This is a genomic window from Thioalkalivibrio sulfidiphilus HL-EbGr7 (assembly GCF_000021985.1).
In the GTDB taxonomy this organism is placed as follows: domain Bacteria; phylum Pseudomonadota; class Gammaproteobacteria; order Ectothiorhodospirales; family Ectothiorhodospiraceae; genus Thioalkalivibrio_A; species Thioalkalivibrio_A sulfidiphilus.
The window spans coordinates 2,570,095-2,597,012 of record NC_011901.1 but is presented as its reverse complement, the minus strand read 5'-3'; the positions used below and the strand labels follow the sequence as shown (position 1 = coordinate 2,597,012).

Annotated in this window: 22 protein-coding genes and 1 CRISPR repeat array; of the genes, 19 read left to right on the top strand and 3 right to left on the bottom strand. The window is 63.6% G+C overall.

The features are described 5' to 3' along the window. The first annotated feature begins 17 nt into the window (after positions 1 to 17). Entirely contained in the window at positions 18 to 809 is a 792-nt protein-coding gene (locus tag TGR7_RS12310) for an MlaA family lipoprotein (protein ID WP_012639003.1), read from the top strand. Between the two features lie 55 nt (positions 810 to 864). Here TGR7_RS12310 and TGR7_RS12305 read toward each other — a convergent pair whose 3' ends face one another. Next, the gene (locus tag TGR7_RS12305; protein WP_012639002.1) at positions 865 to 2,043 is read right to left on the bottom strand and encodes a phospholipase D-like domain-containing protein; all 1,179 of its coding nucleotides are present in this window, start codon (positions 2,041 to 2,043) and stop codon (positions 865 to 867) included. Positions 2,044 to 2,231: 188 nt separating this feature from the next. On the opposite strand from TGR7_RS12305, the gene TGR7_RS12300 reads away from it, so the two are divergent. The 13 genes from TGR7_RS12300 to TGR7_RS12240 all read left to right on the top strand — a co-directional run bounded on the left by TGR7_RS12300 (position 2,232) and on the right by TGR7_RS12240 (position 15,764). Next, complete coding sequence (locus tag TGR7_RS12300; protein WP_012639001.1) at positions 2,232 to 2,759, top strand: hypothetical protein; 528 nt, start codon at positions 2,232 to 2,234, stop codon at positions 2,757 to 2,759. Between the two features lie 13 nt (positions 2,760 to 2,772). Then, positions 2,773 to 4,134: a UDP-N-acetylmuramate:L-alanyl-gamma-D-glutamyl-meso-diaminopimelate ligase gene (gene mpl / locus TGR7_RS12295; protein WP_012639000.1), complete on the top strand. Its 1,362-nt coding sequence runs from the start codon at positions 2,773 to 2,775 to the stop codon at positions 4,132 to 4,134. Between the two features lie 202 nt (positions 4,135 to 4,336). Further along, positions 4,337 to 5,311 (top strand): helix-turn-helix transcriptional regulator, encoded by a 975-nt coding sequence (locus TGR7_RS12290; RefSeq protein WP_012638999.1) that lies wholly within the window; start codon positions 4,337 to 4,339, stop codon positions 5,309 to 5,311. 79 nt (positions 5,312 to 5,390) lie between these two features. Further along, positions 5,391 to 6,347 (top strand): YecA family protein, encoded by a 957-nt coding sequence (locus TGR7_RS17910; protein ID WP_012638998.1) that lies wholly within the window; start codon positions 5,391 to 5,393, stop codon positions 6,345 to 6,347. Between the two features lie 144 nt (positions 6,348 to 6,491). Beyond that, complete coding sequence (locus TGR7_RS12280; protein WP_012638997.1) at positions 6,492 to 6,731, top strand: AbrB/MazE/SpoVT family DNA-binding domain-containing protein; 240 nt, start codon at positions 6,492 to 6,494, stop codon at positions 6,729 to 6,731. After that, entirely contained in the window at positions 6,728 to 7,126 is a 399-nt protein-coding gene (locus TGR7_RS12275; protein ID WP_012638996.1) for a type II toxin-antitoxin system VapC family toxin, read from the top strand. The genes TGR7_RS12280 and TGR7_RS12275 overlap by 4 nt, the downstream gene beginning before the upstream one ends. 110 nt (positions 7,127 to 7,236) lie before the next feature. Beyond that, positions 7,237 to 9,723 carry a CRISPR-associated helicase/endonuclease Cas3 gene (locus TGR7_RS12270; protein ID WP_012638995.1) on the top strand — a complete coding sequence of 829 codons (2,487 nt, stop codon included), beginning with the start codon at positions 7,237 to 7,239 and terminating at the stop codon, positions 9,721 to 9,723. Next, positions 9,716 to 11,878: a type I-G CRISPR-associated protein Cas8g1/Csx17 gene (gene cas8g1 / locus TGR7_RS12265; protein WP_012638994.1), complete on the top strand. Its 2,163-nt coding sequence runs from the start codon at positions 9,716 to 9,718 to the stop codon at positions 11,876 to 11,878. Before TGR7_RS12270 ends, cas8g1 begins: the two co-directional genes overlap by 8 nt. Positions 11,879 to 11,911: 33 nt before the next feature. Then, complete coding sequence (cas7g, locus tag TGR7_RS12260) at positions 11,912 to 12,862, top strand: type I-G CRISPR-associated RAMP protein Csb1/Cas7g (protein ID WP_012638993.1); 951 nt, start codon at positions 11,912 to 11,914, stop codon at positions 12,860 to 12,862. 3 nt (positions 12,863 to 12,865) lie between these two features. After that, positions 12,866 to 14,416, top strand: a complete 1,551-nt coding sequence (gene csb2, locus TGR7_RS12255; protein ID WP_012638992.1) for a type I-G CRISPR-associated protein Csb2 — start codon at positions 12,866 to 12,868, stop codon at positions 14,414 to 14,416. Positions 14,417 to 14,420: 4 nt separating this feature from the next. Next, the gene (locus TGR7_RS12250) at positions 14,421 to 15,125 is read left to right on the top strand and encodes an ERCC4 domain-containing protein (RefSeq protein WP_012638991.1); all 705 of its coding nucleotides are present in this window, start codon (positions 14,421 to 14,423) and stop codon (positions 15,123 to 15,125) included. Positions 15,126 to 15,180: 55 nt separating this feature from the next. After that, entirely contained in the window at positions 15,181 to 15,387 is a 207-nt protein-coding gene (locus TGR7_RS12245; RefSeq protein WP_012638990.1) for an AbrB/MazE/SpoVT family DNA-binding domain-containing protein, read from the top strand. Beyond that, complete coding sequence (locus tag TGR7_RS12240; RefSeq protein ID WP_012638989.1) at positions 15,384 to 15,764, top strand: type II toxin-antitoxin system VapC family toxin; 381 nt, start codon at positions 15,384 to 15,386, stop codon at positions 15,762 to 15,764. The genes TGR7_RS12245 and TGR7_RS12240 overlap by 4 nt, the downstream gene beginning before the upstream one ends. 25 nt (positions 15,765 to 15,789) lie before the next feature. On the opposite strand, the gene TGR7_RS12235 is transcribed toward TGR7_RS12240, so the two are convergent. Together TGR7_RS12235 and TGR7_RS12230 are read right to left on the bottom strand one after the other, a co-directional pair. Continuing rightward, entirely contained in the window at positions 15,790 to 16,131 is a 342-nt protein-coding gene (locus TGR7_RS12235; protein WP_012638988.1) for a type II toxin-antitoxin system PemK/MazF family toxin, read from the bottom strand. Further along, positions 16,131 to 16,448 carry a ribbon-helix-helix protein, CopG family gene (locus TGR7_RS12230; protein ID WP_012638987.1) on the bottom strand — a complete coding sequence of 106 codons (318 nt, stop codon included), beginning with the start codon at positions 16,446 to 16,448 and terminating at the stop codon, positions 16,131 to 16,133. The genes TGR7_RS12235 and TGR7_RS12230 overlap by 1 nt, the downstream gene beginning before the upstream one ends. A 91-nt stretch (positions 16,449 to 16,539) precedes the next feature. Here TGR7_RS12230 and TGR7_RS12225 point away from each other — a divergent pair, with 91 nt between their 5' ends. The 5 genes from TGR7_RS12225 to TGR7_RS12205 all read left to right on the top strand — a co-directional run bounded on the left by TGR7_RS12225 (position 16,540) and on the right by TGR7_RS12205 (position 26,888). Beyond that, positions 16,540 to 18,252 (top strand): CRISPR-associated endonuclease Cas4/Cas1, encoded by a 1,713-nt coding sequence (locus TGR7_RS12225; RefSeq protein WP_012638986.1) that lies wholly within the window; start codon positions 16,540 to 16,542, stop codon positions 18,250 to 18,252. Positions 18,253 to 18,257: 5 nt separating this feature from the next. Continuing rightward, positions 18,258 to 18,548 (top strand): CRISPR-associated endonuclease Cas2, encoded by a 291-nt coding sequence (gene cas2 / locus TGR7_RS12220; RefSeq protein ID WP_012638985.1) that lies wholly within the window; start codon positions 18,258 to 18,260, stop codon positions 18,546 to 18,548. Between the two features lie 234 nt (positions 18,549 to 18,782). Further along, positions 18,783 to 23,321: a CRISPR direct-repeat array (repeat unit 36 nt; unit sequence GTCATCCGCGGCATTTAGCCGCGGCCTCATTGAAGC). A gap of 687 nt (positions 23,322 to 24,008) precedes the next feature. Further along, complete coding sequence (locus TGR7_RS12215) at positions 24,009 to 25,868, top strand: bifunctional metallophosphatase/5'-nucleotidase (protein WP_012638984.1); 1,860 nt, start codon at positions 24,009 to 24,011, stop codon at positions 25,866 to 25,868. A gap of 166 nt (positions 25,869 to 26,034) precedes the next feature. Further along, the gene (locus TGR7_RS12210) at positions 26,035 to 26,388 is read left to right on the top strand and encodes a DUF6152 family protein (protein WP_012638983.1); all 354 of its coding nucleotides are present in this window, start codon (positions 26,035 to 26,037) and stop codon (positions 26,386 to 26,388) included. Then, a complete protein-coding gene (locus tag TGR7_RS12205; RefSeq protein ID WP_012638982.1) occupies positions 26,388 to 26,888 on the top strand; it encodes a hypothetical protein in 501 nt (166 codons plus the stop codon). Before TGR7_RS12210 ends, TGR7_RS12205 begins: the two co-directional genes overlap by 1 nt. The last annotated feature ends 30 nt before the right edge of the window (positions 26,889 to 26,918 follow it).

Genomic DNA, 26,918 nt, shown 5'->3' with positions numbered 1-26,918 from the left:
GGAAAGGACATTCGTTCATGACACGCCCATCCTCTTACATTCGCCTGGTTTGGCTGCTGTGTGCCGCCTGGCTGCTGGTCGGTTGCGCGAGCACCCAGGGGCCGCGGGATCCCGCCGATCCGTGGGAGGGTTACAACCGCGCCATGTTCCAGTTCAACGAGGCGGTGGACAAGGCGGTGCTCAAGCCGGTCGCCCAGGGCTACGTGAAGGTGACCCCGCGACCGGTGCGCACCGGCATCGGTAACTTCTTCGCCAACCTGGGCGATGTCACCAACCTGTTCAACAACATCCTGCAGCTCAAGTTCGAGCCGGCACTCAACGATTTCGGCCGGATCACCTTCAACAGCACCATCGGCCTGCTGGGCATCCTCGACGTGGCCAGCCACATGGACCTGCCCAAGAGCAACGAGGACTTCGGCCAGACCCTGGGCCACTGGGGCGTGCCCTCCGGACCCTACCTGGTGCTGCCCCTGCTCGGGCCGAGTACCGTGCGCGATGCCCCCAGTCTCTACGTGGATGCCCTGACCAATCCGCTCTACTACCACGAGCCTGAAGGCCGCCGGAACATCCTCGCGGGCGTCTATGTCATCGATACCCGGGCAGGCTTCCTGGCCACCGAACAGATGCTCGACGGCATCGCCGCCGACCGTTACTCGGCCATCAGGGACTTCTACCTGCAGCGCCGTGAGTTCCTGGTCCACAATGGCGAGGCCCGGGGTCGGGACGTGGGCGCCGACCTGTTCGACGAACTGGAGGCGCTCGAGGTCCTGGAAGCGGAAGAGGCCAGGCAGAGGCAGGAAGGACAGTAGAGCAAGTGCGAAGTGGGAATTGGGAAGTGCGAATTGAAAGATCGCATTTCACTTCTCACTTCTCACTTTCCATCCTCAAGGCATACCTGTCCCCCAGTTGCATCAGCCAGTCGTCCAGGCCGCCGAACAGCCATTCCTTGAAACGCTGCCAGCGGCCCCGGGCACGCCAGTCCTCGGCCTGCCAGGCCAGGCTCTGCGCAAAGTCCTGCTCGAACAGGCGCGCCAGTGCCCCGGCCAGGTCCTCATCCATCACCGCCTGATTGGCCTCCAGATTCCAGCGCAGGGTCCAGTGGTCCAGGTTGCTGGAGCCGACGCTTGCCCACTGGTCGCAGAGCAGGAACTTGGCGTGCAGGAAGCGTGGCTGGTATTCGTAGATTTTCACCCCTGAACGCAGCAGCCGCCCGTAGAAGCGCCTGCCCGCGTGCCAGACGCTGGGGTGGTCCGTGTGCGGGCCGGGCAGCAGCAGGCGCACGTCCACCCCTCGCCGGGCCGCGCGCACCAGGGCGCGGCGCAGGCGTCCGGTCGGCACGAAATAGCCGGTGGCCAGCCAGATGCGCGAACGGGACCGACCCATGGCGGCGATCGTCGAGGACATCACCGCTCGCCCGCCGTGGCCGAACTCCCCCAGCACCTGACCACCGCCGCCGGCGGAGTCGATTGTCCGGGAGGGCGAGGGCAGGCGGCGGGCATCGGTGCACCAGCGCCGCCATGCGGCCTCGAACAGCTTCTGCCAGTCCTGCACGCAGGGTCCGCGGATCTCGAGCATCACCTCGTGCCATGCGGCCTCGCCGCGCACGGCCGGGTCGAAGTCATCGGTCATGCCCATGCCGCCTGTGAAAGCGATCTCCCCGTCCACCAGCAGCAGCTTGCGGTGATCCCGCCACAGGCTCAGTCGCCAGCGGTGCAGGCTCAGGGGGTTGAAGAAGGCCAGTTGCACCCCGGCTGCGGCCAGTGCTTGGCGGTGCGCCTCGGACAGGCCACGCCCGCCATAACCGTCCAGAAGGATGAATACCGCCACACCCCGCTGCGCCGCCCGGCACAGGGCGTCCACGAAGCTGCCGGCGCAGTGGCCATCCTCGACCAGGTAGAGTTCCAGCAGGACGTAGCGGCGGGCCGCTTCGATGGCCTGGAGCATGGCGGGCAGGAAGCGCTCGCCGTCCACCAGCAGTGCGTAGCGGTGGCCTGCTCGCTCTGGAAACGCGGTTCTGGGACGGCGCAGGGGGTTGGCGGGCATAATTTAGTGGCAAGTGGCAAGTGGCAAGTGGCAAGGTCAATAATTCGTCAGTTGGCTAGTCTATCGTCCCTTGAATGGGAAAAGCGCGAACACGGATTCAGGTATCCTATTCGTACCAAGAGGATTCCCCCTCGAGGTCAGAAGCTTTTCGTATTTCCTTGCCACTAGCCACTAGCCACTCTACTTGCATGTACGCCATCATCCGACCTTTCCTGCAACTGACCCTCTTGCAGATCGGCCCTCAGGACCTGCCCGCTTCCTCGACCCTGGCCGGGATCATCGGGCTGCTCTACCTGCTGGTGGGCAGCCTGCTGGGCACGCCCTTCTACGGCTTCCAGAGCGCCATGATCCAGAGCTTTGCCGAGCTGGTGCTGCTGGCGGTGGTGGTGCACCTGGCCCTGCACCTGGTGGGCCATCCCGGGCGCTTCCTGCAGACCTACAGCGGCCTGCTCGGGGTCGGCGTGGTGCTGGGCGTGGTGATGCTGCCGCTTACCCATAGCCTGGCCGGAGGGCTGGAGCAGGGCGGGCAGACCCCGCCGCTGATCAGTCTTGCCTACCTGCTCATGCTGGGCTGGCTGCTGGCGGCCTACGGCAACATCATCCGGCACGCCCTGGCCCTGCGCCGGCTGAGTTTCGGTTTCGGTCTGGCGCTCCTGTACCTGATCCTGTCCGCCGGCCTGATCGAGCTGGTGGTGGGCGCCTGGCTGCGGTCCTGACGGGGTATCCGGCTTGCGGCACATACACATCCTCGGCATCTGCGGCACCTTCATGGGCGGCATCGCCCTGCTGGCCCGGGCCGCCGGCTACCGGGTCACCGGCTCCGATCAGAACGTCTACCCGCCCATGAGCACCCTGCTGGCGGAGCAGGGCATCGATGTCTCCCAGGGCTTCGATCCCGCCCACTTGGATCCCGCACCGGACCAGGTGGTGATCGGCAATGTCATGAGCCGGGGCAACCCGGCGGTGGAGTACGTGCTTAACCGCGGGCTTGCTTACACCTCGGGTCCCCAGTGGCTGGCCGAGCACGTGCTCAAGGACCGCTGGGTCCTGGCGGTGGCCGGCACCCATGGCAAGACCACCACTTCGAGCATGCTGGCCTGGATCCTGGAGTACGCGGGTCTCAGGCCCGGCTTCCTGATCGGCGGTGTGCCGGAGAACTTCGGCGTCTCCGCGCGCCTGGGCGAGGCGCCGTTCTTCGTGGTGGAGGCCGATGAGTACGACACCGCGTTCTTCGACAAGCGTTCCAAGTTCGTCCACTACCGCCCGCGCACCCTGGTGCTCAATAACCTGGAATACGACCACGCGGACATTTTTCCGGACCTTGCTGCCATCGAGCGCCAGTTCCATCACCTGGTGCGCACCGTGCCCGGCGAGGGCCTGATCGTGCGCAACGCTGATGACGAGAACCTGAGCCGGGTACTGTCCCAGGGCTGCTGGACGCCGGTGCAGGGTTTCAGTGTGGCGGGTCATGGTGACTGGCAGGGGCGGCCGCAAAGTCCCGATGCCAGCCGTTTCCAGGTGCTTTACCGGGGTGAGTCTCAGGGTGAGGTCTGTTGGGAAATGATCGGCCGCCACAACATGGCCAACGCCCTGGCGGCCTTGGCCGCCGCACGCCACGCCGGGGTGCCGGTGCCACAAGGCATCCATGCCCTGGCCAAGTTTCAGAGCGTCAAGCGGCGTCTGCAGCTGCGCGGCGAGCGTTCGGGCATCCAGGTCTACGACGACTTCGCTCACCATCCTACCGCCATCGCCACGACCCTGGAGGCTCTGCGCGCCCGGGTGGGCGCGGCGCGTATCATCGCCGTGCTGGATCCGCGCTCCAACACCATGCGCATGGGCGTGCATCGCGACCGCCTGGCCGGGTCGCTGGCGGCCGCCGACCGGGTGTTCCTGCACGCCCCGGCGGACCTGGGCTGGGACAGCCAGGTGGTGATCGATGCCTTGCCCCATGGTCTGGCCTGTGCGGACACCGATGCCCTGCTGGCCGCGTTGCTCGCCGAGGTGCGCCCCGGCGACCACGTGCTCATCATGAGCAACGGCGGTTTCGGCGGCCTGCATGACCGGCTGCTGGCCGCCCTGTCCGGACCGTAGGATCCTCCTTTCCCCGCTCAAACCATGGCGGGATGTCGGCCTTAAGGCCGACCTACGGAGCGTCATGAGGTAGGTCGGGCTTTCAGCCCGACAACCAGGTATCCGAAGCAGCACCAGCCACGGGCCTCCCCGTTGCCATCGGTGGTATCCTCAAACTTCGCAGGGAATGGCCGAGGATAAAATCAGAGGGATAGCAAGGCCTATGAACCGCGCGGAGCGCATCTACCGGATTCACGGGCTGCTCAAGGGCAGCCGCAGGCCTGTCCCGCTGGCCCGGCTCATGGAGGAATTGGGCGCGTCCCGGGCCACGGTGGTGCGGGATCTCGCCTACATGCGCGATTTCATGGGGGCGCCGTTGCCCTATGATCGCAACCTCAACGGTTACGGCTATGATCCGAACGCCCCGGAGTTCGAACTCCCTGGCCTGTGGTTCAACGCCAGTGAACTGTATGCCCTGCTTGCCACGGAACAACTACTCGAATCCGTGCAGCCCGGTCTGCTGGGCCCAAGTCTTGGACCCCTCAAGGGGCGTATCCGGAAACTGCTGGGGGAGAGCGGTCATTCCTCGCAAACGGTGAGTCAGCGGGTGCGCCTCCAGCCCATGGCCCCGAGACGGGTGGACGACCGGTTGTTCGGACAGGTCTCGGCGGCTGTGCTCGAATCCATGCCGCTTCACATCGAATACCACGGGCGCGAGCGCGATATCTTTTCCCAGCGCCGAGTGCATCCTTACCGTCTCACGCATTACCGTGACAACTGGTACCTGATCGCCTGGTGTGATCAGGCCAATTCCCTGCGCACCTTTTCCCTGGACAGAATTCGCCAGGCGGAACCTGTCGAGGGTCCTCTGCGACCCGTGGACGCCAGCCTCCTGGACCGCTACCTGGGCGGAAGCTTCGGCATCTTCACCGGCACGGTCGAGCACTGGGCCGTGTTGCGCTTTACCTCCGAACGCGCCCGCTGGGTGGCGGACGAGAATTGGCACCCCGACCAGATCGGACGTTGGGACGGCGACGTTTACGAGCTCCAGGTGCCTTATTCCGACCCGAGGGAGCTGCTGATGGACATCCTCAAGTACGGGCCGGATGTGGAGGTGGCCGCGCCGGCATCCCTGCGTCGGCAGGTGGCCGCGCGTCTGCGGGCGGCCTGGGAGCGTTATCGAGGGCCTGGGGATTGATCCGGTTGCCCCATGGGACGGACACCGCTTTCCGGCCATGCCAAGTGCCTTGCATTTCATGCCAATGAATGGAGTACCCATGACCGCCGAACTCAATTACGTAGAACTGCCCACCTACGAGGACGAAACCCTTGCCGCTCTCGATCCGCCTCGGCTCGTCGCCCTCCTCGTGTGCGACCAGGACCGTGTTCCGCTGAATCTCATCGATGCCTGCGTGGCCCATGGCGACGGGATACTCGAAGCGTTACTTGAAGCCATGGGCGAGCCTTATCCCATCGAGGAAGGCGAAGACGGACTGTGGTGGCTTTCCTACCACGCCGCCATGATTGCCGGACGCCTGCCGTCCCGGGAGGCCGGGACGTTTCTGATCGATCTCATGCATCGACTGGAAGCGACCGGCGACGAGAACATGATGGAGTGGCTGACAGGCTATTGGCCTACCCTGTTTGCCAACAAGCCTGAAGACCTCGCGGAGCCCTTGCGCGTGCTCGCCGAGCACTGTGGTTACGATCTCTATACACGCACCAACGCGGCGGACACGGTCCTCAGCCTGCATGCCCGGGAGGACGCGGCCCGGCTCGAGGAGGCCATCGACTGGCTGGCCGGGATCGTGGCGGATGAGGAGCAGGACTGGAGTACCCGTCTGTGCCTGTGCAGCACGCTCCTGGACTTCCCCAGGGAGCGGCACCGCCCCTTGATCGAGTCCCTGGAGCGACGCCAGGAAGGCTTCGGTAAGCATTTCGACCAGCGGGATATCGAACGAGCCTACGGGGCCGGCGCGGACGCACCGGACTGGGAGCGGTTCCGGGACCCGTGGGCGTTCTACCGCCCGGCGGCGATCAGTAAGCGCCAGCTTCGCTGGGCGGAAGAGGCTCGACGACGTCGCCGACGACAGGACCTTCTTGGTCCGTCGGTGTGGACCGATGTCGAGCCATACATTCGGTCCGAACCGAAGACAGGTCGCAACGACCCCTGCCCGTGCGGCAGCGGAAGGAAGTACAAGAAATGCTGCCTTGTGCGCCAGGGGCTGTCTTGATCCCAGGGGGTGCAACTTGACCAATATTTGTCGCCGGCGGGGGGTGTCGGCTTACGCCGCGCGTCGACGCGTTCGGGCCGAATTTGACGTGGCGCGGCCACAAACTTACCCTTTTGTAAGGCTGATTTTGAAAGGTAAGGAATTATGCTCTCCACGTTGACCAGCAAAGGGCAGGTGACTCTGCCCAAGGCCTTGCGGGAACGCCTGCACCTTCGGACGGGTGACAAGGTGGAGTTTCTCATTCATGAAGATGGGCGGGTGGAGCTTCTCCCCGTCACCGCGCCGGTGACTCGCCTGAAGGGTATGGTGCCGAGACCCAAACGCTCGGTTTCCATCGAGGGTATGGAGACCGCCATCCGCCGTCGGGCGCAGGATCACGAATGATCGGTCTCGATACCAATGTCCTGGTGCGATATATCGTTCAGGACGACCCCGCCCAATCGGCTGTGGCCGGAGATCTCATCGAGGGCATGTGCACGGCCGAATCCCCTGGCCGGGTCGATACGATCGTGCTGTGTGAGCTCGTCTGGGTACTGGAATCCGCCTACGGGTATTCAAGCGGGATCGTCGCCGGTGTGCTGAGGCAGATCCTGTCCACCGCCGAGCTGTCCGTCGAGGCACCCCACCTGGCCTGGGCCGCCTTGCGCGCCTACGAACAGGATCATGCCGATTTCGCCGATTACCTGATCGGTGCCCGCAACCGGGAGGCCGGATGCACGGCCACCTACACCTTTGACAAGCGCGCCGCGAAGTCACCCTGGCATTCCCTGCCGGGCTGAGCGGCTGTCCGTCGATCACCGCTGCCACGGAAAAAAGACAGGCACAGGCTCAATCTGTGAGCCACCGGGGCTGGTACAAAGCAATCAGATTAAGTGAGCAGGCATTGCCGATGAAATACGCTGATTTTTTCAATCAGGCGGCTGGCTTCGAGCCCTTCCCATATCAGGCCAGGCTTGCCGAGGCTCCATGGCCGGATACCCTCGATGTCCCCACGGGGTTGGGCAAGACCGCCGCAGTCACGCTGGCCTGGCTCTACAAGCGCCGTGAGCAGCGCGATGAGGCCACCCCTCGGCGCCTGATCTGGTGTCTGCCCATGCGCGTGCTGGTGGAGCAGACCTGCCGCAATATCGAGCATTGGCTTCAGCGACTGAATCTGCACGGCTTACCCGGCGAGGGCAAGGTGTCGGTTCATTTGCTCATGGGCGGGGAGGACGATGTTCGGGCCGCGACCTGGGCGGAGCACCCCGAGGAGGACATGATCCTGGTGGGCACCCAGGACATGCTGCTTTCCCGTGCGTTGATGCGTGGTTACGGAATGAGCCGGTATCAATGGCCCATGCACTTCGGCCTACTGCACAACGATGCCCTGTGGGTGTTCGACGAGGTTCAGCTCATGGGACCCGGTCTGCAGACATCAGCGCAACTGGAGGCCTTGCGCCGTGACCTCGGTTGTGTGCGTCAGAGTCGCAGCCTGTGGGTGTCTGCGACCCTGAATCCTGGCTGGCTCGGCACCGTGGACATGCGCCCCTGGATGGATAAGCTTGCGCGCCACGCTCTCGATGCGCAGGAATGCACAATGGACGCGGTGCGGGCACGTCGGGAGGCGGTCAAGCATCTGGAGTGTCTCCCGGTCAGCCTGGAAGGGGACTCTAAGACGTTCGTTCAAGCCTACGTGACCGGGCTTGCCGAGCGGGTGATCCAGGCCCATGTGCCGGGCACGACCACGCTGGTGGTGCTGAACACGGTGGAGCGGGCCCAGGGGCTGGCGCGTGCGCTCAAGGAGCGCACGGAAGACCGGGATCCGTTGCTCGTCCATGCGCGATTCCGTGCCCGGGAAAGACGCCTGCTGGAGCAGGCCCTGGGCACGCAGGTGCCGCCCGAAGGGCGTATCGTGGTTGCCACCCAGGCGGTGGAGGCGGGCGTGGACATGACGTCGCGTACGCTGTTCACCGAACTGGCGCCCTGGTCCTCCATGGTGCAGCGCTTTGGCCGTTGCAACCGCTATGGGGAGTACAACGGCGATGGGGGCGCGCGAATCTACTGGATCGATCTGGACGATGCCGTGTCGGTCCCCTATGACGCCGAACAGCTTGCCCCAAGCCGTGAAAGGCTGCGCGCCCTGACATCCGCCAGTCCGGTGGATCTGCCGCCCACCAAGGAGACAGCACCCGAGGCGATGGTGTTGCGTCGCAAGGATCTGTTGCAGTTGTTCGACACCGACCCGGACCTGTCCGGTTTCGACCTGGATGTCTCCCCTTATATCCGCGATGTCCGAGAGACCGATGTGCAGGTCTTCTGGCGTACTTTGAACCGGGATCAAAAAACAGCGTCCCGGCTCGATGACATCCCGAGGCCCTTGTCTCGGGAGTTGTGCCGTGCGTCGCTGAGCCAGATCAAGTCCTACCGCGACAAGCGCAAGGCCGGCCGGGTTTGGGCGTGGGATGCGGTCATGGGCACATGGCAATCGGTGAGCGATGCCATTCGACCCGGCATGACGCTACTGCTCGATGCCGAGGCGGGCGGGTACGACCCCGTGCTGGGCTTCGATGCCGCGCATAAAGGGGATGTCGAGGTGATCCCCGTTCCGGCGGATCTCCCCGCGCCCGAGGCCTATTCGTCGGATGTGCGCAGTCTCTTGCGACGGGCCGTGCCTTTGGATATGCATTTGCGAGATGTGGGTCAGGCGGCCGGCGAGCTGTGCCGGGCATTGGAACTTGATGAGGTCTTCAGCCGCTCGGTCATCCGAGCCGCCCGTTGGCATGACGTGGGCAAGGCCCACGAGGCCTTTCAGAACATGCTACGCGCCGCCATGCAAGATCCGCAGGCGCGGCGCGCGGGTCTCTGGGCCAAATCCGACGGCATGGCCAGGGCGCGTCCCGAGTATTTCGTCGAGCGCGACGGCTTACAGGAGAAGCGCCCGCACTTTCGCCACGAGTTGGCCTCCATGCTGGCCTGGTTGGAACATCACCCCGAAGAACCCGAATCCAACCTGATCGCCTATCTGATCGCCGCCCATCACGGCAAGGTGCGCATGGGCCTGCGTGCTCTGCAACGTGAGCAACAGCCGCGTGATCCCGATCTCCTGTTCGCGCGCGGGGTGTGGGATGGCGACGCGTTGCCGCCGGTGCCCATCGATGAAGGCGAGTCGGTGCCGCCCACGGTCTTGCGCCTGGATCTCATGCGCCTGGGCGACGGACCCCAGGGCCCGTCATGGAGCGCGCGCACCCAGAGCCTCTTATCTGAACACGGCCCGTTCAGACTGGCCTGGCTGGAAACCCTGGTGCGGCTGGCCGACTGGCGGGCGAGTCGGCTTGAGCAAGCAGAGGGCGCCGAGCATACCGACGATGAGCCGTCACAGGAGAATGGCCATGGATAAGGACATGCATATAAATGAGATCGTCCTGCGTGGTTGTGCTCCTACGCCTCTGGCCGCCTATCTCAAGGCGCTGGGTGTCCTGCGGCTTGTTTGCGAGCAGGTGGACGCAACGGCGAAGGGCTGGTGGCAGGATGAGTGCTTCATGCTCCGTACCCGTCTCGATGACAACGATCTGCGGCGCTTCTTTATCGAGGACTATCGCCCCACACCCATGCTGTCGCCCTGGAACGGCGGCAGCGGGTTCTATCGCAAGGGCAATGAAACGGCCTGGAGCACGCTTGAGAAAATCATAACCACCCAGGCCGAGCGCTGGCGCCCGTTCCGTGATACGGCGGAGGTCATGGCCGATGCGCTTGAACACTTGAAACTGACCGAAAAGCCTGCCGAGTTGGACAAGCGCGCGCTCTTGGCCCGCTTGCGGGCGACACTGGATGACGAGTTCCTGCCGTGGCTGGATGCCGCAGTCCTGCTGACCGACGACAAGCCCGACTACCCGCCCTTGCTGGGTACGGGGGGTAACGACGGCCGTCTCGATTTCACCAGCAACTACATGCAGCGGCTGCTGGAGATGTTCGATCCCGTCACGGGCAAGGCGCAGGGGGATGTCGGGAACAAGTTGGAGTCTGCCTTGTTCGCTCGTCCGGTCCCCGGTATGACGGCCCTCGCGATCGGCCAATTTTCCCCCGGTGCCGCGGGTGGGCCCAACAGTTCCACCGGCTTTGACAGCGGCGCGCAGGTCAATATCTGGGATTACGTGTTGATGCTTGAGGGCGCGCTGCTGTTCGCAGCGACTGCCACCCGCCGTTTGGAGAGCGCCGATCCTTCGGCCTTGAGTTATCCCTTCACGGTACGCCCCAGTGGTGGTGGCAGCGGCGCTGTTGCCCTGGGGGATGAAAGGCCGGCCCGGGCCGAGATCTGGATGCCCCTGTGGGAACGTCCGGCCTCGCTGCCGGAATTGCGAGTGTTACTGGGCGAGGGGCGTGTCACCCTCAATGGGCGGCTTCCCCGGGACGGCTTGGACTTTGCCCGTGCCGTGGCCAAGCTGGGGACAGATCGGGGCGTACGTGCCTTCCAGCGTTACGCGTTTATGATGCGTTCCGGAAAGGCCTATCTGGCCACGCCGTTGAACCGATTCCATGTGCATCGAAACCCCAAGGCCGACCTGATCGACCAGTTGGAGCGCGGTGATTGGTTGCGCCGTTTCCGCCGTGCGGCCCGTTCCACACATGCACCGGCGCGCTTGCAGGGGCTTGCCCACCGTCTGGACGACGCCCTGTTCGATCTGGTCCGTGTGGCGGATCCCCGTAGGGTGCAGGAGGTGCTCAAGGTCCTGGGCGAGGTACAGTTCTACCTGGCGCTCAGTCCCTCCCTGCGCGAGCAAGTGCGGCCCGTGCCCCGGCTTGACGCGCACTGGGTCGAGGCCGCCCGGGATGACAGCCACGAATTCCGGGTGGCGGCAGCCCTGGCCGGTCTCGACGATGGCCTGCCCATGGGCGTACATCTGGCCCCCATCGATCCCGTGAAGCGCAATGTTTGGGCACCGGAAAGCCGCCTGGCCGTCTGGGGGCAGGGCAATCTCTCGGACAATCTCGCCCAGGTGCTGCAACGGCGCCTGCTGACCGCCAGCAGAACGGATCTCAACGACAAACCCCTGTCCGGCCGTTGTCCCGCCGATGAGGGAGCGGTGGCGGCCTTTTTGGCAGGCGACGCTGACGAGCGCCGCATCGCCGAGCTGATGGCAGGTCTGGCGTGCGCGCGGCTGCCGGCCCGTTTACCCCTCCGGCAACGCGGTGCCTCGGAGGCATCATCCCTGCCCATGATCTACGCCTTGCTCAAACCGCTGTTCGTGCCGGATGCCCAGCTCCGCGAGGCCGGTGTTCTGACACCCGATGGATGCCTGCCGCTCCCGCCGGCCTTGCCTCGGCTGCTGCGGGCCGGTCCGGCTGGTGTGGGGCGTGCCGTGGACCTAGCTCGCCGCAGGCGCCGGGCCTCCGGGCTGGCGGATGCCGGCTGGCGCCTGACGCCGCCCTACCCGGATGGCGGGCGCCTGCTGGCGGCGCTCATGATCCCGGTGGAAATCCGTGTCATCAAAGGCTTTATCAAACGCCTCGCTGATCACAAGTCCGACGAACCCGCCACCCAGGATGCGTCCTGATCCCGTTGCATCTTTCTCAAGGAGAGCCCTGTCATGAAACTTGAACCCCTGCTCAGTGATGTGCCCCGACTGCTTATGGAGGCCGATCTCGTGCCCGTGCAGGGTACCCGCTTCCAGCCTACCGGATTCCCGGATCTCGGCGCGGCGCACTACGAAGGACCGGACGGCCGCCCCATGTTGCTGGTGGAGTCTGCCCAAAGTATGGCCAACCGGCTGGAGACGGTCTGCTGGGACAAGGATGCCGATGATTGGGTGGTGCCTTTGCGGGGTCTCCCGGTGGTCAAGGTTCTGGACAAGGCGGGCAAGCCGCTGACCAACTCGGTCCTGGAGGCGCACAGGCTGAACTCACCCTATATCCTGGAAGGCAAGGACAAAACCCTGTTTGACCTGCTCAAGCAGGAGCTGGCCCACATGGAAGAAGGGCCGGTGGACATTCGTAAACTGGCTGAGACGCTTCTCAAGGTGGATGCCAATGCCGTGCTACACGGTGTCTTTCTCGCCAAAAAAGAACTGGCGGGTGGGCGGCTGCGTCTGCCCAGGGCGCTTTCCGCTTTTATTGAGGCCGAAGATGTGAGGGTGGCGTCCAGTGGCGGAGTCAAGAACGATCACGTCAATCCCTCCGGTGATACGTCCAGGGGGTTCGGTAATGTGCCTTTTGCCAGGGATGAATACGTCTCCCCCCGCATCAAGGCCTACTTCAATCTCGATCTGGCCCAGATCCGAGCCTTCGGGCTGGGAGAGCAGGTTGATCGTCTGCTCATTGCCCTGGCGCTGTATAAGGTGCGCCGATTCCTTGTACACGGACTGCGCCTGCGTACGGCCTGCGATCTGGACTGCCAGGCATTGCGTGTCACCCGGCCGGAGGGTTGGGAGGTGCCGGAGCTGTCGGAACTGGAAGCGGCACTCCCGGGCCTGATCGAGGCGGTGGCAGGCGAGGGTCGGTTCGCGCAGCCGGCGGTCACCATCGTCACCTACGAGAAATAAACCATGCTTGCCGTTGCCTGCCGGTTCACAGCCGGACGTTTTCATGCCACACCCTGGGGGCGGCATGTAAACGAGGCCGACGTGGAATGGCCGCCGTCCCCGTGGCGTTTCCTGCGCGCCCTGATCGCCACCTGGCACCGCAAGCATGATCCAGGCGAGTTTCCAGAGGCCCGCCTGGAGGCGCTCGTCAATGCCCTCTCCGGTGTTGCGCCTGTCTATCGTCTGCCGGATGCGGTCCATGCCCATACGCGCCACTACATGCCGGTGCGCGAGGGACGGGCCGATAAGTCGGTCCTGGTGTTCGACGCCTTCCTTCGAATCGATCCTGATGAAGAGCTGATCATCGCCTGGCCCGACCTGGACCCGGACCCGGAGCTTCTGGGATCCCTGGACGCGCTTATGCGGGATCTGAATTTCTTCGGTCGCGTCGAGAGCTGGATCGAGTGCCGTCGGCTGGAGGGCTGGAACCCTGAGGATGCCAATTGCCGTCCGGGCAACCTGGCTGTGAATCCGGCCACGGGCGAGACCAGCGAACCGGTCAGATTGATCGTGCCAAGATCGGCAGCTGACTATGCCCAATGGCAACAACAGACCGTTGAGGACCTCAGGCTGGAAAAACTGGCCAAACAGAAACGGCTCTCGGTCCTGGCCACCTTGCCGGAACGTCTGATCGATGCCTTGCGCCTGGAGACCGGTGACATTCAGCGCGCCGGCTGGAGTCTGGCGCCCGGCGCCACGGAGGTGCTCTATCAGCGGCCCCAGGGGGCCTTGGGCGTGCGCCGCCGCCGCGTGCCCGAGTGGCATCGTACCAGCCGGATTACGACGGCCCGTTTCGCGCTGGCCGGCAGGCCCCTGCCCAGGGTCGAGGACACGGTGCGTGTGGCGGAACGGATGCGCGCGGCACTGATGTCCCGGGCGAAACGCCGGTTCGGTGAGTCCGACATTCCCGCGCAGCTGTCCGGACACGGCTTGCCGCCGGATAACCGTCATGCCCACGCCTTCTTTCTCCCGGAGGGAAATGACAAGGGACGCATCGATCACGTGATTGTCCATGCGGAGGCCGGTTTCCCGCAGGAGATGCTCAAGGTCTTCGAGGATCTGCCCATCCTGCGGGGGCAGGATGGCAGTCAATGGCAGGTCGCACTGGAATCCGTCGGCGGTCGAGAGGATGAGCGTCACTGGCAGGCGATCCAGTCCGCGATTCCGGCACTCGGACATGCCACTGTTTGGGTCACGCGCACCCCCTATTTGCATCCCTGGCATGCCAAGAAAGGCTTCGGCTACGTTGAGCAGATTCGCCGGGAATGCCGAGAGCGCGGGCTGCCCATCCCTAGTCAGGTGGACCTCTTGCCGGAGATCCCGGTCGGCAGCGGCAGAAGCTGCCGACCGGTTCAGTTCCATCGTTTCCGCACCAAGCGTGGGTTGCCGCAACCAGACACCCACGGCGCCTTCGTTCGCCTGACGTTCCCGCAGCCGGTCTCGGGGCCGCTTGCCTTGGGGTTTGGATGTCATTACGGCCTGGGCCTGTTTGCGCCGTCGCATGACTCGGAGTAGAGGCATGGATCACGATTTCAACAAACGGCCGATCGCCATCACCATCGACCACCGCGAATCCAGGAGCCCGGTGGTGGCCGCGCTGCGCGCATCGGCTGGGGTCGCCGCGACCTTCGCCCGGCTCGATTGCGGCGACTATTTGATCGACAACCGCTTCCTCGTCGAGCGCAAGACGCTCCCCGACCTCATCGAGTCGATCAAATCAGGACGGCTGTTCGATCAGGCCCTGAGGCTGGCCGCGGTCGAACAGTGGCGCCCGGCCCTGATACTGGAAGGCACGGCAAGGGACATCGAAGGCAGCGCCATGCGCTGGGAGGCGGTTCAGGGGGCCCTGGTCACGGTGAGTCTGTTTATCGGCCTGCCGGTCCTGCGCACTCGTTCGGCGGGGGAGACCGTCGGGACGTTTCTCTCCATTGCCCGTCAGGGCCGCACCGTGGCCGGCGGTGCGCTGCCGCGCCGCGGTGCCCGACCCAAGGGCAAGCGGGCCCTGCAATCCCACATCCTCCAGAGCCTGCCCCGGGTCGGTGCCGAGCGTGCGGCACGGCTGCTCGACCGGTTCGGTTCCGTCGAGGCCGTCATCCGGGCGGGTGACGCGGAGTTGAAGGAGGTGGATGGGATTGGGCAACGAACTGCTCGCTGTATCCGCTGGGCCGTGGAGGAGAGCAGGGGCCCTTATGCGGTGGATGGCGGTCGGCGTTGTCTCGTTTGACCCGGTTAAGACCGGGGACTACGCTTTACGTGTACTCCATCGATGGGAATTTTGTATGACGACTGTGACTGTTTCCAAGAAATATCAGATTGTTATGCCTCGGGAGATGCGCCAGGCCATGGGGATCCGCCCGGGGCAGAAGCTCCAGGTGGTGCTTTATGAAGGACGGGCCGAGTTGATTCCTGTTCGGGATATCACGGAGATGCGCGGTTTTCTAAGAGGTATTGAAACCGACGTTCCACGGGATGGGGATCGGGTGTGAATCTGGTGGATTCCTGTGGTTGGCTGGAGTATTTCGCCGATGGTGACAACGCCGGGTTCTTCGTGCCCGCCATCACCGACACGGCCAACTTGCTCGTGCCGACCCTCGCGTTGTTTGAGGTGTTCAAACGAATACTTCAGCAGCGGGAAGAGAATGCCGCCTTGCAGGCAGTGGCCATGATGCAGCAGGGAGCCGTCGTGGACCTCACTGCGGATATTTCTCTCAGTGCGGCGAAACTCGCTGTGACCCATAAGCTGCCGATGGCGGACTCCGTCATGCTCGCCACCGCCAGGCGATATCAGGCTCGACTGTGGACACAGGACGGTGACTTTGAAGGCATTGAGGGTGTGCACTACCGCCGTAAGGTGATGGGTTAAGGATTGCCGGTACGCAGTCCCTGCGTCACCACATCCCCATCACAGCCTTGAGGCTCTTTTCGACGCTGGCCAGTTCATCCGTCGTCAGCGTGGTCAGGGGCCCTTCGCCGAAGCGGCTGCGATCGATGGCTCGTGGTTGGTCCACGATGATCTGGCCATCTTTGAGAAGACGGTCCCGGGCGGGCAGGGAGATGCGCCAGCGCTTGAAGGAGGGATATATCTGAGTGGTGATCGGAAGCACGATGATCGGGTTGTCACCGACGGCCGTAAGCTCGTCCGCCTGGATAACGAGCACCGGGCGGATCTTGCCGATTTCGCTCCCCCGGTTCGGGTTAAGCTGGGCCACCCACACTTCCCCCCGGCGCATCAGCGCCACCACTTCTCACCGGTTTCCTCCGGCCACGGTTCGCCGGGTCGGCGGCCCTCGGCAATGTCGAGGGCCTCGTTGCCAGTGACGATCGCTTCCTCCGCCAGTTCAAGGGCTTCGCGACATGCCTCGGGGTCACGGTAATAGGCTTGCGCTTCGGCTACGAGCTCCGCCATGAACCGCTCGCGCTCCCGTCGGGTGATGTATTCCGCGATCGCCTCGCGCACCACTTCGGAGCGTGGGCGGCCTTCAATACGGGCCTCTTCGGCGAGGCGGGCCTCGATCTCATCCGGAAGGCGGAGACTGATGGCAGGCATGTGTTTTATCTCGAATTACGAAATGTATTACGAAATGTATTACGTAATGTAGCTCTGTTTCGTGCTATCCGCAAGTGGGAGGCCAGCCGCAATGGACGATCAGCAGCAGCCCGAACTGCCGCTCCCTTTTCCGGAGCTATCCGGCGATATGCCCTTGCTCCCGGCGCGCATGGTCAACGAATACCAGTACTGCCCCCGTCTGGCGTATCTGGAATGGGTGCAGGGGGAGTGGTCCGAGTCCGCGGATACCGTGGATGGACGCTACCGTCACCGTCGGGTGGACAAAGGTTCTGGAGATCTTCCGGCCCCCGGCGTCGCCGAGGCGGGTGAACGCTACCATGCCCGCTCCATAACCCTGTCCTCCAACCGCCTGGGCCTCATCGCCCGCATGGATCTGCTGGAAGGCGAGGGTGACCATGTCACACCCGTCGACTACAAGCGTGGCAAGCGGCCTCATGTGGCCCGCGGCGCCTACGAGCCCGAAAGGGTCCAGTTGTGCGTGCAGGGCATGATTCTGGAGGAATGCGGCTATACCTGCGACGAAGGGGAGTTGTACTTCACCGAATCCCGCGAGCGTGTACGTGTGCCCTTCGACGAGGAATTACGCCGGTTGACGCTCAACGCCATCAACGGACTACGATTCATCGCCGCGGGTGGACAGATCCCCGCACCCCTGGAGGACAGTCCCAAGTGTCCGCGCTGTTCGCTGGTAGGTATCTGCCTGCCCGACGAGGTCAACTACCTCCGCCGGGAACAGACGCCGCCAAGGCCCCTGGCCGTCGCCCGGGATGAGGCCCTGCCACTCTATATCCAGGCCCGGGGCGCCAAGCTGGCCAAGCGGGGCGAGACTTTGGAGGTCACGGTGGATGACGAAAAAGTACAGTCGGTGCGCCTCATCGACGTCTCCCAGGTGATCGTCATGGGCAATGTCTATATCACCACGCCGTGCCTTCAGGAACTCATGCAGCGCGAGATCCCCGTCAGTTGGCATTCCCATGGCGGCTGGTTCATGGGCCACACCATGGGCACCGGCCACAAGAACGTGGAGATCCGGACTGCCCAGTACAAGGCGAGCTTCGAGGAGCACCAGTGTCTGCACATCGCCAAGGGCCTGGTGGAGGCCAAGATCCAGAATTGCCGCACGCTGTTGCGGCGCAACTGGAAAGGCGAGGACAAGCCCGTGGATCTGCTCGACGGCCTGCAGGTGGATATCAGGAAATCCCGTCGTGCATCCAATCTTCAGGAGCTGCTTGGCATCGAAGGGGCGGCCGCCTCCCGCTACTTCGGTGCCTTCGCCCGGCTGTTGAAGCACAGCGATGCCGGGCCCGAACTGACATTCGACTTCACCACGCGCAACCGCCGTCCGCCCACGGACCCGGTCAACGCCCTGTTGTCCTACGCCTACGCCCTTCTGACCCGGTCCTGGACGGCTTCGCTCTCGGCAGTGGGCCTTGATCCGTATCGAGGCTTCTATCATCAGCCCCGTTACGGCCGTCCGGCGCTGGCATTGGACATGATGGAGCCGTTCAGACCCTTGATCGCGGATTCCAGTGTCATTCAGGCGATCAACAACGGTGAAGTGCGTCCATCGGATTTCCAGAGCGTGGCCGGCAGCGTCGCGCTGACCAACGACGGACGCAAGCGCTTCATCGCCACCTTCGAGCGGCGCATGAGTCATGAGATCACCCATCCCCTGTTCGGATACCGGCTCAGCTACCGCCGGCTGCTGGAGGTCCAGGGCAGGCTGCTCGCGCGCTATCTGTTGGGTGAGCTGCCCGACTATCCGAACTTCACGACCCGGTGATACCCATGGACGAACATCTCTACATCGTCACCTACGACATCAGTGATCAGAAGCGCTGGCGCCGTGTGTTCAGACTCATGCGTGGTTACGGTGAGTGGCTGCAATTATCAGTGTTCCAGTGTCGAATGAGCCGGCAGCGCCATGCAGAATTGATCGCGCTGCTGGACGGCATGATTCATCATGATGAGGATCACATCGTGATCCTCGACGTAGGTATTGCCGAGAAAGTTGCGCCCAGGGTTGTAAGCCTGGGCAAGGATTTCGAACCGGTCGCTCGGGAACCGGTGATCATTTAAACTTTCGGGCACGGCACGTGTTAATCGACATGCCGCCGGAGTGATTCGAGCGCTGGGTTGATGCCGGCAAGCCCGGGCAGCGCTCGAAAGACTCCAGCTCTTTGAAAATATGGGATAAATTGGTTTATTGTCGGACTTAGTGGAGTGCCGGATATGCGTGAATTCGTGTTTGAATTGAAGGTGCTCGAAAACCCGCCCTCCAGGCCTTGTGTCATCGACTTTTCTGCGAGGGCCGTCATCCGCGGCATTTAGCCGCGGCCTCATTGAAGCTTATTCCATGGCTGAGCGGGCGGCGCGCCAGTGGATGTCATCCGCGGCATTTAGCCGCGGCCTCATTGAAGCGCGGCGCGCCAGGGCGTTCAGGTCAAGTTCCCCGCGTCATCCGCGGCATTTAGCCGCGGCCTCATTGAAGCGAAACCTACAGATACAGGAAAGAATGACATGCGTGGTCATCCGCGGCATTTAGCCGCGGCCTCATTGAAGCCCCTCCACGCAGGTGAACCGCGTCTGGCAGGGTACCGTCATCCGCGGCATTTAGCCGCGGCCTCATTGAAGCAGGGGACAGGTTGAGCTCGGCCGCCGGATAGGCGCGTCATCCGCGGCATTTAGCCGCGGCCTCATTGAAGCAGCGCCACCTGACCCCGGCCGAGCGCAAGGAGCTCGCGGTCATCCGCGGCATTTAGCCGCGGCCTCATTGAAGCTCAGTGAGGTGCCAGCTGTTCGTGGACGCGCCCGGGGTGTCATCCGCGGCATTTAGCCGCGGCCTCATTGAAGCCCTGGGACGTGCCCGATGCCCTGTTCACGGAGATGGAGTCATCCGCGGCATTTAGCCGCGGCCTCATTGAAGCTGCTTCGTTGCCATTGGTCCTGGTCTTCTTTCATGAGGTCATCCGCGGCATTTAGCCGCGGCCTCATTGAAGCCCAGCTTGCCCAGCCCAAGCACCAGTGGGCGAAGCTGCGTCATCCGCGGCATTTAGCCGCGGCCTCATTGAAGCTGTCGCGGAAGGCCTCGCGCGGGAGGGCACGGTGGCAGTCATCCGCGGCATTTAGCCGCGGCCTCATTGAAGCCCAGAGCTCCCTAGCCGCCGAGTGCGGGTACTCTTCCGTCATCCGCGGCATTTAGCCGCGGCCTCATTGAAGCGAGCTGGGCAAAGGCCCACGTCCTCCGATCCATATCCGTCATCCGCGGCATTTAGCCGCGGCCTCATTGAAGCTGGTTGAAGGTACCGGCCGGAATCATCGCCAGACGGCGTCATCCGCGGCATTTAGCCGCGGCCTCATTGAAGCTGCATCGAGACGGCAATGCGCCAGGGGGAGGCGGCGGGGTGTCATCCGCGGCATTTAGCCGCGGCCTCATTGAAGCAACACCCCCTTAAACGATCCACGGCGTGACCAGCAGCGTCATCCGCGGCATTTAGCCGCGGCCTCATTGAAGCCTCTGAACCATGAGTTGATTTCGAGCGAATACCCGCAGTCATCCGCGGCATTTAGCCGCGGCCTCATTGAAGCCTGCCACAGGAGACGGGGGAGATTCCCACCCATGGGAGGTCATCCGCGGCATTTAGCCGCGGCCTCATTGAAGCACCAGGACGCTGGCTTCGGTGACGCCCTCAAAGGCGTCATCCGCGGCATTTAGCCGCGGCCTCATTGAAGCCTTGACATTCGTCTCACCGGTTGAGGGGGCGGGCGTGTCATCCGCGGCATTTAGCCGCGGCCTCATTGAAGCTCCCCTGGCGGAGCCACGATCACCCCGCGGATCAGGTGTCATCCGCGGCATTTAGCCGCGGCCTCATTGAAGCCCCATGCAGTCCCGTACAGCTCCTCCTGGGCGCGGTTAGTCATCCGCGGCATTTAGCCGCGGCCTCATTGAAGCGCGAGGATCCGCCGGCCTTCAGCGCCGTGCTTTTCCGTCATCCGCGGCATTTAGCCGCGGCCTCATTGAAGCAACAGCCTTGACTGGTTTTTATCAGCGTCTCACAACGTCATCCGCGGCATTTAGCCGCGGCCTCATTGAAGCCTCACAGCTTGGTCAGGCCCTCACCTGGCACCCAGATGTCATCCGCGGCATTTAGCCGCGGCCTCATTGAAGCAAGCCTGGCTTTGATCTCATGCGCGAGGGCATCCCATGTCATCCGCGGCATTTAGCCGCGGCCTCATTGAAGCTTGGAGTTGCCGGAAAATACCTGAACATCGGTGTTATGTCATCCGCGGCATTTAGCCGCGGCCTCATTGAAGCTGGAGATCTCGCCAAGAAGTAACCATTCGGGCCTCGTCATCCGCGGCATTTAGCCGCGGCCTCATTGAAGCCCGAAGCCGGAGAAGGCCACCACGTTGATGAACTTGTCATCCGCGGCATTTAGCCGCGGCCTCATTGAAGCACTGCAGCAGCCTGAAAGCCAGCCGGGCCGTGCTGGTAGGTCATCCGCGGCATTTAGCCGCGGCCTCATTGAAGCGGCCTGCTGCTGGGCGGCTTCAGCCTGCTGGAGCGCCGTCATCCGCGGCATTTAGCCGCGGCCTCATTGAAGCGAAGCCTGCCAGCATTGCGGCACGGTTCTTCATGTGTCGTCATCCGCGGCATTTAGCCGCGGCCTCATTGAAGCACCCAGGGTGCTGCAAAGCCCAGCGACTTCCAGGACAGGTCATCCGCGGCATTTAGCCGCGGCCTCATTGAAGCCCGATAGCCTTGTCGATGTACTTGATGCCGCGGGAGTGTCATCCGCGGCATTTAGCCGCGGCCTCATTGAAGCTTCAGCATGTAGTCGGGGAACCCCCTGCGCCCGGCGTCATCCGCGGCATTTAGCCGCGGCCTCATTGAAGCTCGTCCACCCGGGACACCTGCCCCGGGCTCCTCCCGTCATCCGCGGCATTTAGCCGCGGCCTCATTGAAGCCGCGCTGCCATGGTCCTGGTGGCGGATTGCCTGGAGTCATCCGCGGCATTTAGCCGCGGCCTCATTGAAGCGGCACCACCAACGACGACCAGTTCCTGGACGATGACACGTCATCCGCGGCATTTAGCCGCGGCCTCATTGAAGCTCTTCGCCGTTTCATCTATCAAGGGACTGACTACTCATGTCATCCGCGGCATTTAGCCGCGGCCTCATTGAAGCGCAGTGATCCTAACGACTGCGATGTTTCAACAGCCTTGTCATCCGCGGCATTTAGCCGCGGCCTCATTGAAGCGGGCACCAGACAGGGCCATAGACCCGGGCCCAGCGCGTCATCCGCGGCATTTAGCCGCGGCCTCATTGAAGCCCGCACCGGGGGCGGATTCTGACAACCGGCGAACGGGTGTCATCCGCGGCATTTAGCCGCGGCCTCATTGAAGCGAGAATGCTGGGAAGGCGACATCGAGAAGAACGACGTCATCCGCGGCATTTAGCCGCGGCCTCATTGAAGCGCCTCAGCCACGGCTTTCTTGACATTCGTCTCACCGGGTCATCCGCGGCATTTAGCCGCGGCCTCATTGAAGCCTGCGCAACAAGCTGTCGGTGCCGACCCGGCGCTGGAGTCATCCGCGGCATTTAGCCGCGGCCTCATTGAAGCGATCGTCGAGGCCAAGCCGCCGGCGAAAACCAAGGCGTCATCCGCGGCATTTAGCCGCGGCCTCATTGAAGCCTGAAAGGCCACGGTGCGCAGCATCTCCGACAGCAGCGTCATCCGCGGCATTTAGCCGCGGCCTCATTGAAGCAGCTCCAGTGTCTGCATCGGCGTCACTCCCCCGGCAGCGTCATCCGCGGCATTTAGCCGCGGCCTCATTGAAGCGACAGAACCGCCCACGTCCACGAACTCACCGTCACTGTCATCCGCGGCATTTAGCCGCGGCCTCATTGAAGCGGATCTGCCAGCCAGTCAATGCGTGCCGCATCCTTGTCATCCGCGGCATTTAGCCGCGGCCTCATTGAAGCTTGTGCGCCCGTCGCAAACGTCATGACAGGCACTACGTCATCCGCGGCATTTAGCCGCGGCCTCATTGAAGCATTGGCCGACTCGGGGCCGATCCAGAGCAGCGGTACGTCATCCGCGGCATTTAGCCGCGGCCTCATTGAAGCAGGTTCCGGCCGGTCCTGCTGTGCGGGCTTGCGGCCGTCATCCGCGGCATTTAGCCGCGGCCTCATTGAAGCGCGCCGGCATCGAGATGAGCACTACTGACGACGACCCGTCATCCGCGGCATTTAGCCGCGGCCTCATTGAAGCGCGAGGACAGCGGTTCCACGCTGGTTCCGCTGCTGAGTCATCCGCGGCATTTAGCCGCGGCCTCATTGAAGCCACGGGGACAATGCCCATGGCCTCCAGTTCGGCGCCGCGTCATCCGCGGCATTTAGCCGCGGCCTCATTGAAGCCTGTTACGGCGCTCGTTACGCACGGGCAGACCGGTGTCATCCGCGGCATTTAGCCGCGGCCTCATTGAAGCGCACCACAAGGTGGTCCAGCGTGTCCACGTCGATCAGTCATCCGCGGCATTTAGCCGCGGCCTCATTGAAGCACACCGGGGGTGGATCACGACTTCATCAAAGCTCTTGTCATCCGCGGCATTTAGCCGCGGCCTCATTGAAGCAATGAACACACTGTCACCGGGTTGCATTTTTGCAAAGTCATCCGCGGCATTTAGCCGCGGCCTCATTGAAGCCAGTGTGGCAGTGACGGGGCAGCCCTCGGTGTCCTTGTCATCCGCGGCATTTAGCCGCGGCCTCATTGAAGCGACAACGAGACGATTAGCGTGCCGATCACCGGCGCCCGTCATCCGCGGCATTTAGCCGCGGCCTCATTGAAGCGCCGAATCTCTTGGCCGATCTCTCTGCCGCAGCCATGTCATCCGCGGCATAGTGTCCTGAGTCAGAGATTCGTTGCATTTCAGAGCCCCGCACAAGACCCAAGGCAAGGCGCGGGCCGCAGGCAATGGCAAGCCCTTGGCAAGGCCCGCACCCATCTGTCGGGAGCAGATGGGGATGGCCGCAGGCCGGCCCGAAGGGCGGACTCCATGGATGGAGTCCGCAACGCCGCATTGGGTCTTGTGCGGGGCTCCCTGCGGGCGGGCCTGTACGGGCGCTCGGCCGCGTTGCTCTCGCTCGAATGGGCCTGCCCGTCCTTCGCTCGTGCGCCTTGCCGCGCATCCCGTACAGGCCCGCTGAAATGTAACGAATCTCTGACTCAGGACACTAGGGGTGAGGCCAGTCGTGACCCGACCCCTACGCCCGAGGCGCCTCGTGGTACGACCACGGGTGTGTGCCGCGACTGGCGGGGAATCAGCATAGCATGTGATTCGGTATATCACCGGCTGTCATGCTCCGTACCACAGTCCTGCCAGGAGGGTCGCGGCAAGGATCATGAACAGGCCGCCCACAAGGCTGTGAATGACGCCAGTATTTTGTGGCAATTCACCAAGTCGTCAAAGCCCCCTCATCACCCTGTCACGTACTTGCGGCGATGCTGAGCCTCCTTAGTCCTAGGGAGGTTTCGCCATGATCAAGTCACGTTTTTCCGTAGGGTTGTATGCTGCCGCGTTGTTGACAGGCGGCATGATGTTTTATGCGGGTGTGGTCCACGCCGAGCCCGGCAAGCGGCCGCTGCCGGTTCAGTCCCAGGCCTGTGAGCGCATCGACCAGATTCAGGGACGGGTTCCTGGTCGTGCCCAGGAACGTCTGCAGGCCCACCCCAACTGTCAGGGTATCAGCGTGACCCTGATGCACACGAATGACAGCCATGCCCGACTCGAGCCCATCTCTGCATCCGGTTCCGATCCGGAACATGGGGGGGTGGCACGGGTCAAGACGATCGTCGAGCAGGTGCGTGCCGAAGTCGGTCACGACAACGTCATCCTCGTGGACGCGGGTGACTATTCCCAGGGCACCATCTTCTGGAATGCCTGGAAGGGCTCCGACGCGGTGATGTTCATCAATGATATCGGCTACGATGTCATCACCCTTGGTAATCATGAGTTCAATCTGGGGCCCGATAACCTGGTGGCCCGCATTGAGGGTCATCCGGTCACCATCGCAGGTGTGGACTATGCCACCGAGGCCCTGCGCGCGGCCGTGGTGGCCACCAACCTGGATCTGAGCGGTGAGCCCAACCTGGATCGCCTGGTGCAGCCCAGCGCAATCATCGAGAAAGGCGGGGTGCGCTTTGGCGTACTGGGTCTGATCACCGACACCACGCGCAATATCTCCAGTCCGGGACTGAATGTCTTGTTCCTGGATTACGTCCAGAGCGTGCAGGCCGAGGTGGACCGCTTGCGCGATCAGGAAGGCATTCGCCACATCATCCTGCTCTCCCACGTGAATCATGCCGATGACCTGGAGTTGGCGCGCCAGCTCTCCGGCGTGGACATCATCGTCTCCGGTCACGACCATGTGCTGCTTGGAGACATGTCCCAGCTGCCTTCGTGGACGCACAACCGCATCCAGGGCGAGTATCCCGCCGTGGTGAGCGGTCGCGACGGTGACAACACGCTGGTGGTCAGCGCCTGGGAATGGACGCGCGTGGTGGGACGCCTGGACGTGGAGTTCGACGCCCTGGGTCGCGTGGTGGGCTGGTCCGGAGGTCCCATCGTGGCCGATCTGAGCATCCCCGAGGATCAGGGGCTGGGCCAGAAGGTGGCCGCCTACCGCGTGCCGGTGGATGCCTTCGCCAATGTCATCATCGGCTCCTCCGGCATGTTCTTCGATGGCAATCGCATTCCCGGCGTGCGTTCCCAGGAGATGCCTCTGGGCAACCTGGTCACCGACACCATGCTCAACTATGTCCAGCTGGATGGGCTCGGGATTGAGGCCGCCATCACCAACGGCGGCGGCATTCGCGCTTCCATCAACCAGGGCGACGTGAGCTTCGGCGACGCCCTCTCCGTGCTGCCCTTCGGCAACTCGCTGGTGGCCATGGATGTGACCGGTGCCGAGCTGGTGGCGGCACTGGACAACGGCCTGACCTGGTCGTATGACCCGGTCGGAAACCGTGTCCAGTCCACCGGCGCCTGGCCCCAGGTTTCCGGCATGACCGTAAGCTATTGCCACTCCACGGTGGCTGACATCCAGGCGGCCATTCTTCCGCCGGCGGTCTGCGGTGATGCCTTGCTCGAGGGCGGGGTGGTCAAGGCCGTGGAGATCCAGGGCGCGCCCCTGTCCCTGGATCAGACCTACCGCATCGTGACCAACAACTTCATGGCCCGAGGCGGCGACTTCTATGCTTCGCTGGCCACGGCCTGCAATCGGATCGGTAATTTCTGCGAAGACACCTTCTTTCTGATGCTCGATGCATTCGTGGATGAATTTGAAAGGAACTCCCCCGTGAACCGGGGGCTTGAAGGCCGTCTGATCGCAGAGTAGGTGCGGATTCGGATGACCTCATCGGGCGCCCCACAAGGGCGCCCGATGCATTTCATGAGGCAGGCATCACTTCCTGACGGGGATACCTGATGGAGGGCTCTACATGTATGCTTGGGATGAGAACAATCACAACGAGCCCCATAGTCCCAAGGGGCGTGGAGGATGCATGCGTTCGTATTCCCGATGGCTGTTGGCGGCCGTGCTGTGGGTGTTGGCCTCGGTAGCCTGGGCCCACCACGGCTGGAGCGCCTACGACAACCAGAACGAACTGACCCTCACCGGCACGGTGGTCTCGGCGGTGTTCGAATGGCCCCACGCGGAGGTGGTGATCGACACCGGCGAGAAGCAGTGGCGCGTGGTGCTGGCGCCGCCCAGCCGGACCCGGGCCCGGGGCCTGTTGCCCGAGTGGGTGACCGAGGGGGCGACGGTCACGGTGGTGGGCTATCCACACCGGGTCGATGAGGTGGAGCTGCGCGCCGAGCGCATCATCGTGGGTGACGAAGCCATCGAGCTGCGTTGATGCACGATCATGGAGTCGATGCACCAGCCCTGCTGGTGTGGCTGGAAGCCGGTGCCCTGGGACGCATGATGCGCGAATCCCTGTGGCTCTACCCCAGTGTCGAGATCCTGCACATCCTGGGTTTTGCCCTGCTGCTGACGGCGGTGTTGTTGTTCGATCTGCGGGTGCTGGGCCGCCAGGCGCACCTGGCGGTGGACGACCTGGGCCACCTGCTGCTGCCCGCCGCCTGGGTCGGTTTCGGCCTGGCCCTGCCCACGGGCTTCCTGCTGCTGGCCACCCAGGCCACGGCCATCGGTATGCAGCCGGTGTTCTGGGTCAAGCTGGGCCTGATCGGCCTGGCCGGACTCAACGCCCTGCTGTTTCATCGCGGCTGCCTGCGCCATCTCTACCGCTGGAACCGGGCCACGCCAGCCCCGTGGCGGGCCCAGGCGGTGGCGGTGATCTCCATCGCGAGCTGGCTGGGCGTGCTGGTCAGCGGCCGCCTGATTGCCTATCTTTGAGCCCTCGTTCCTCCAGCGTAGAGTGTCTGC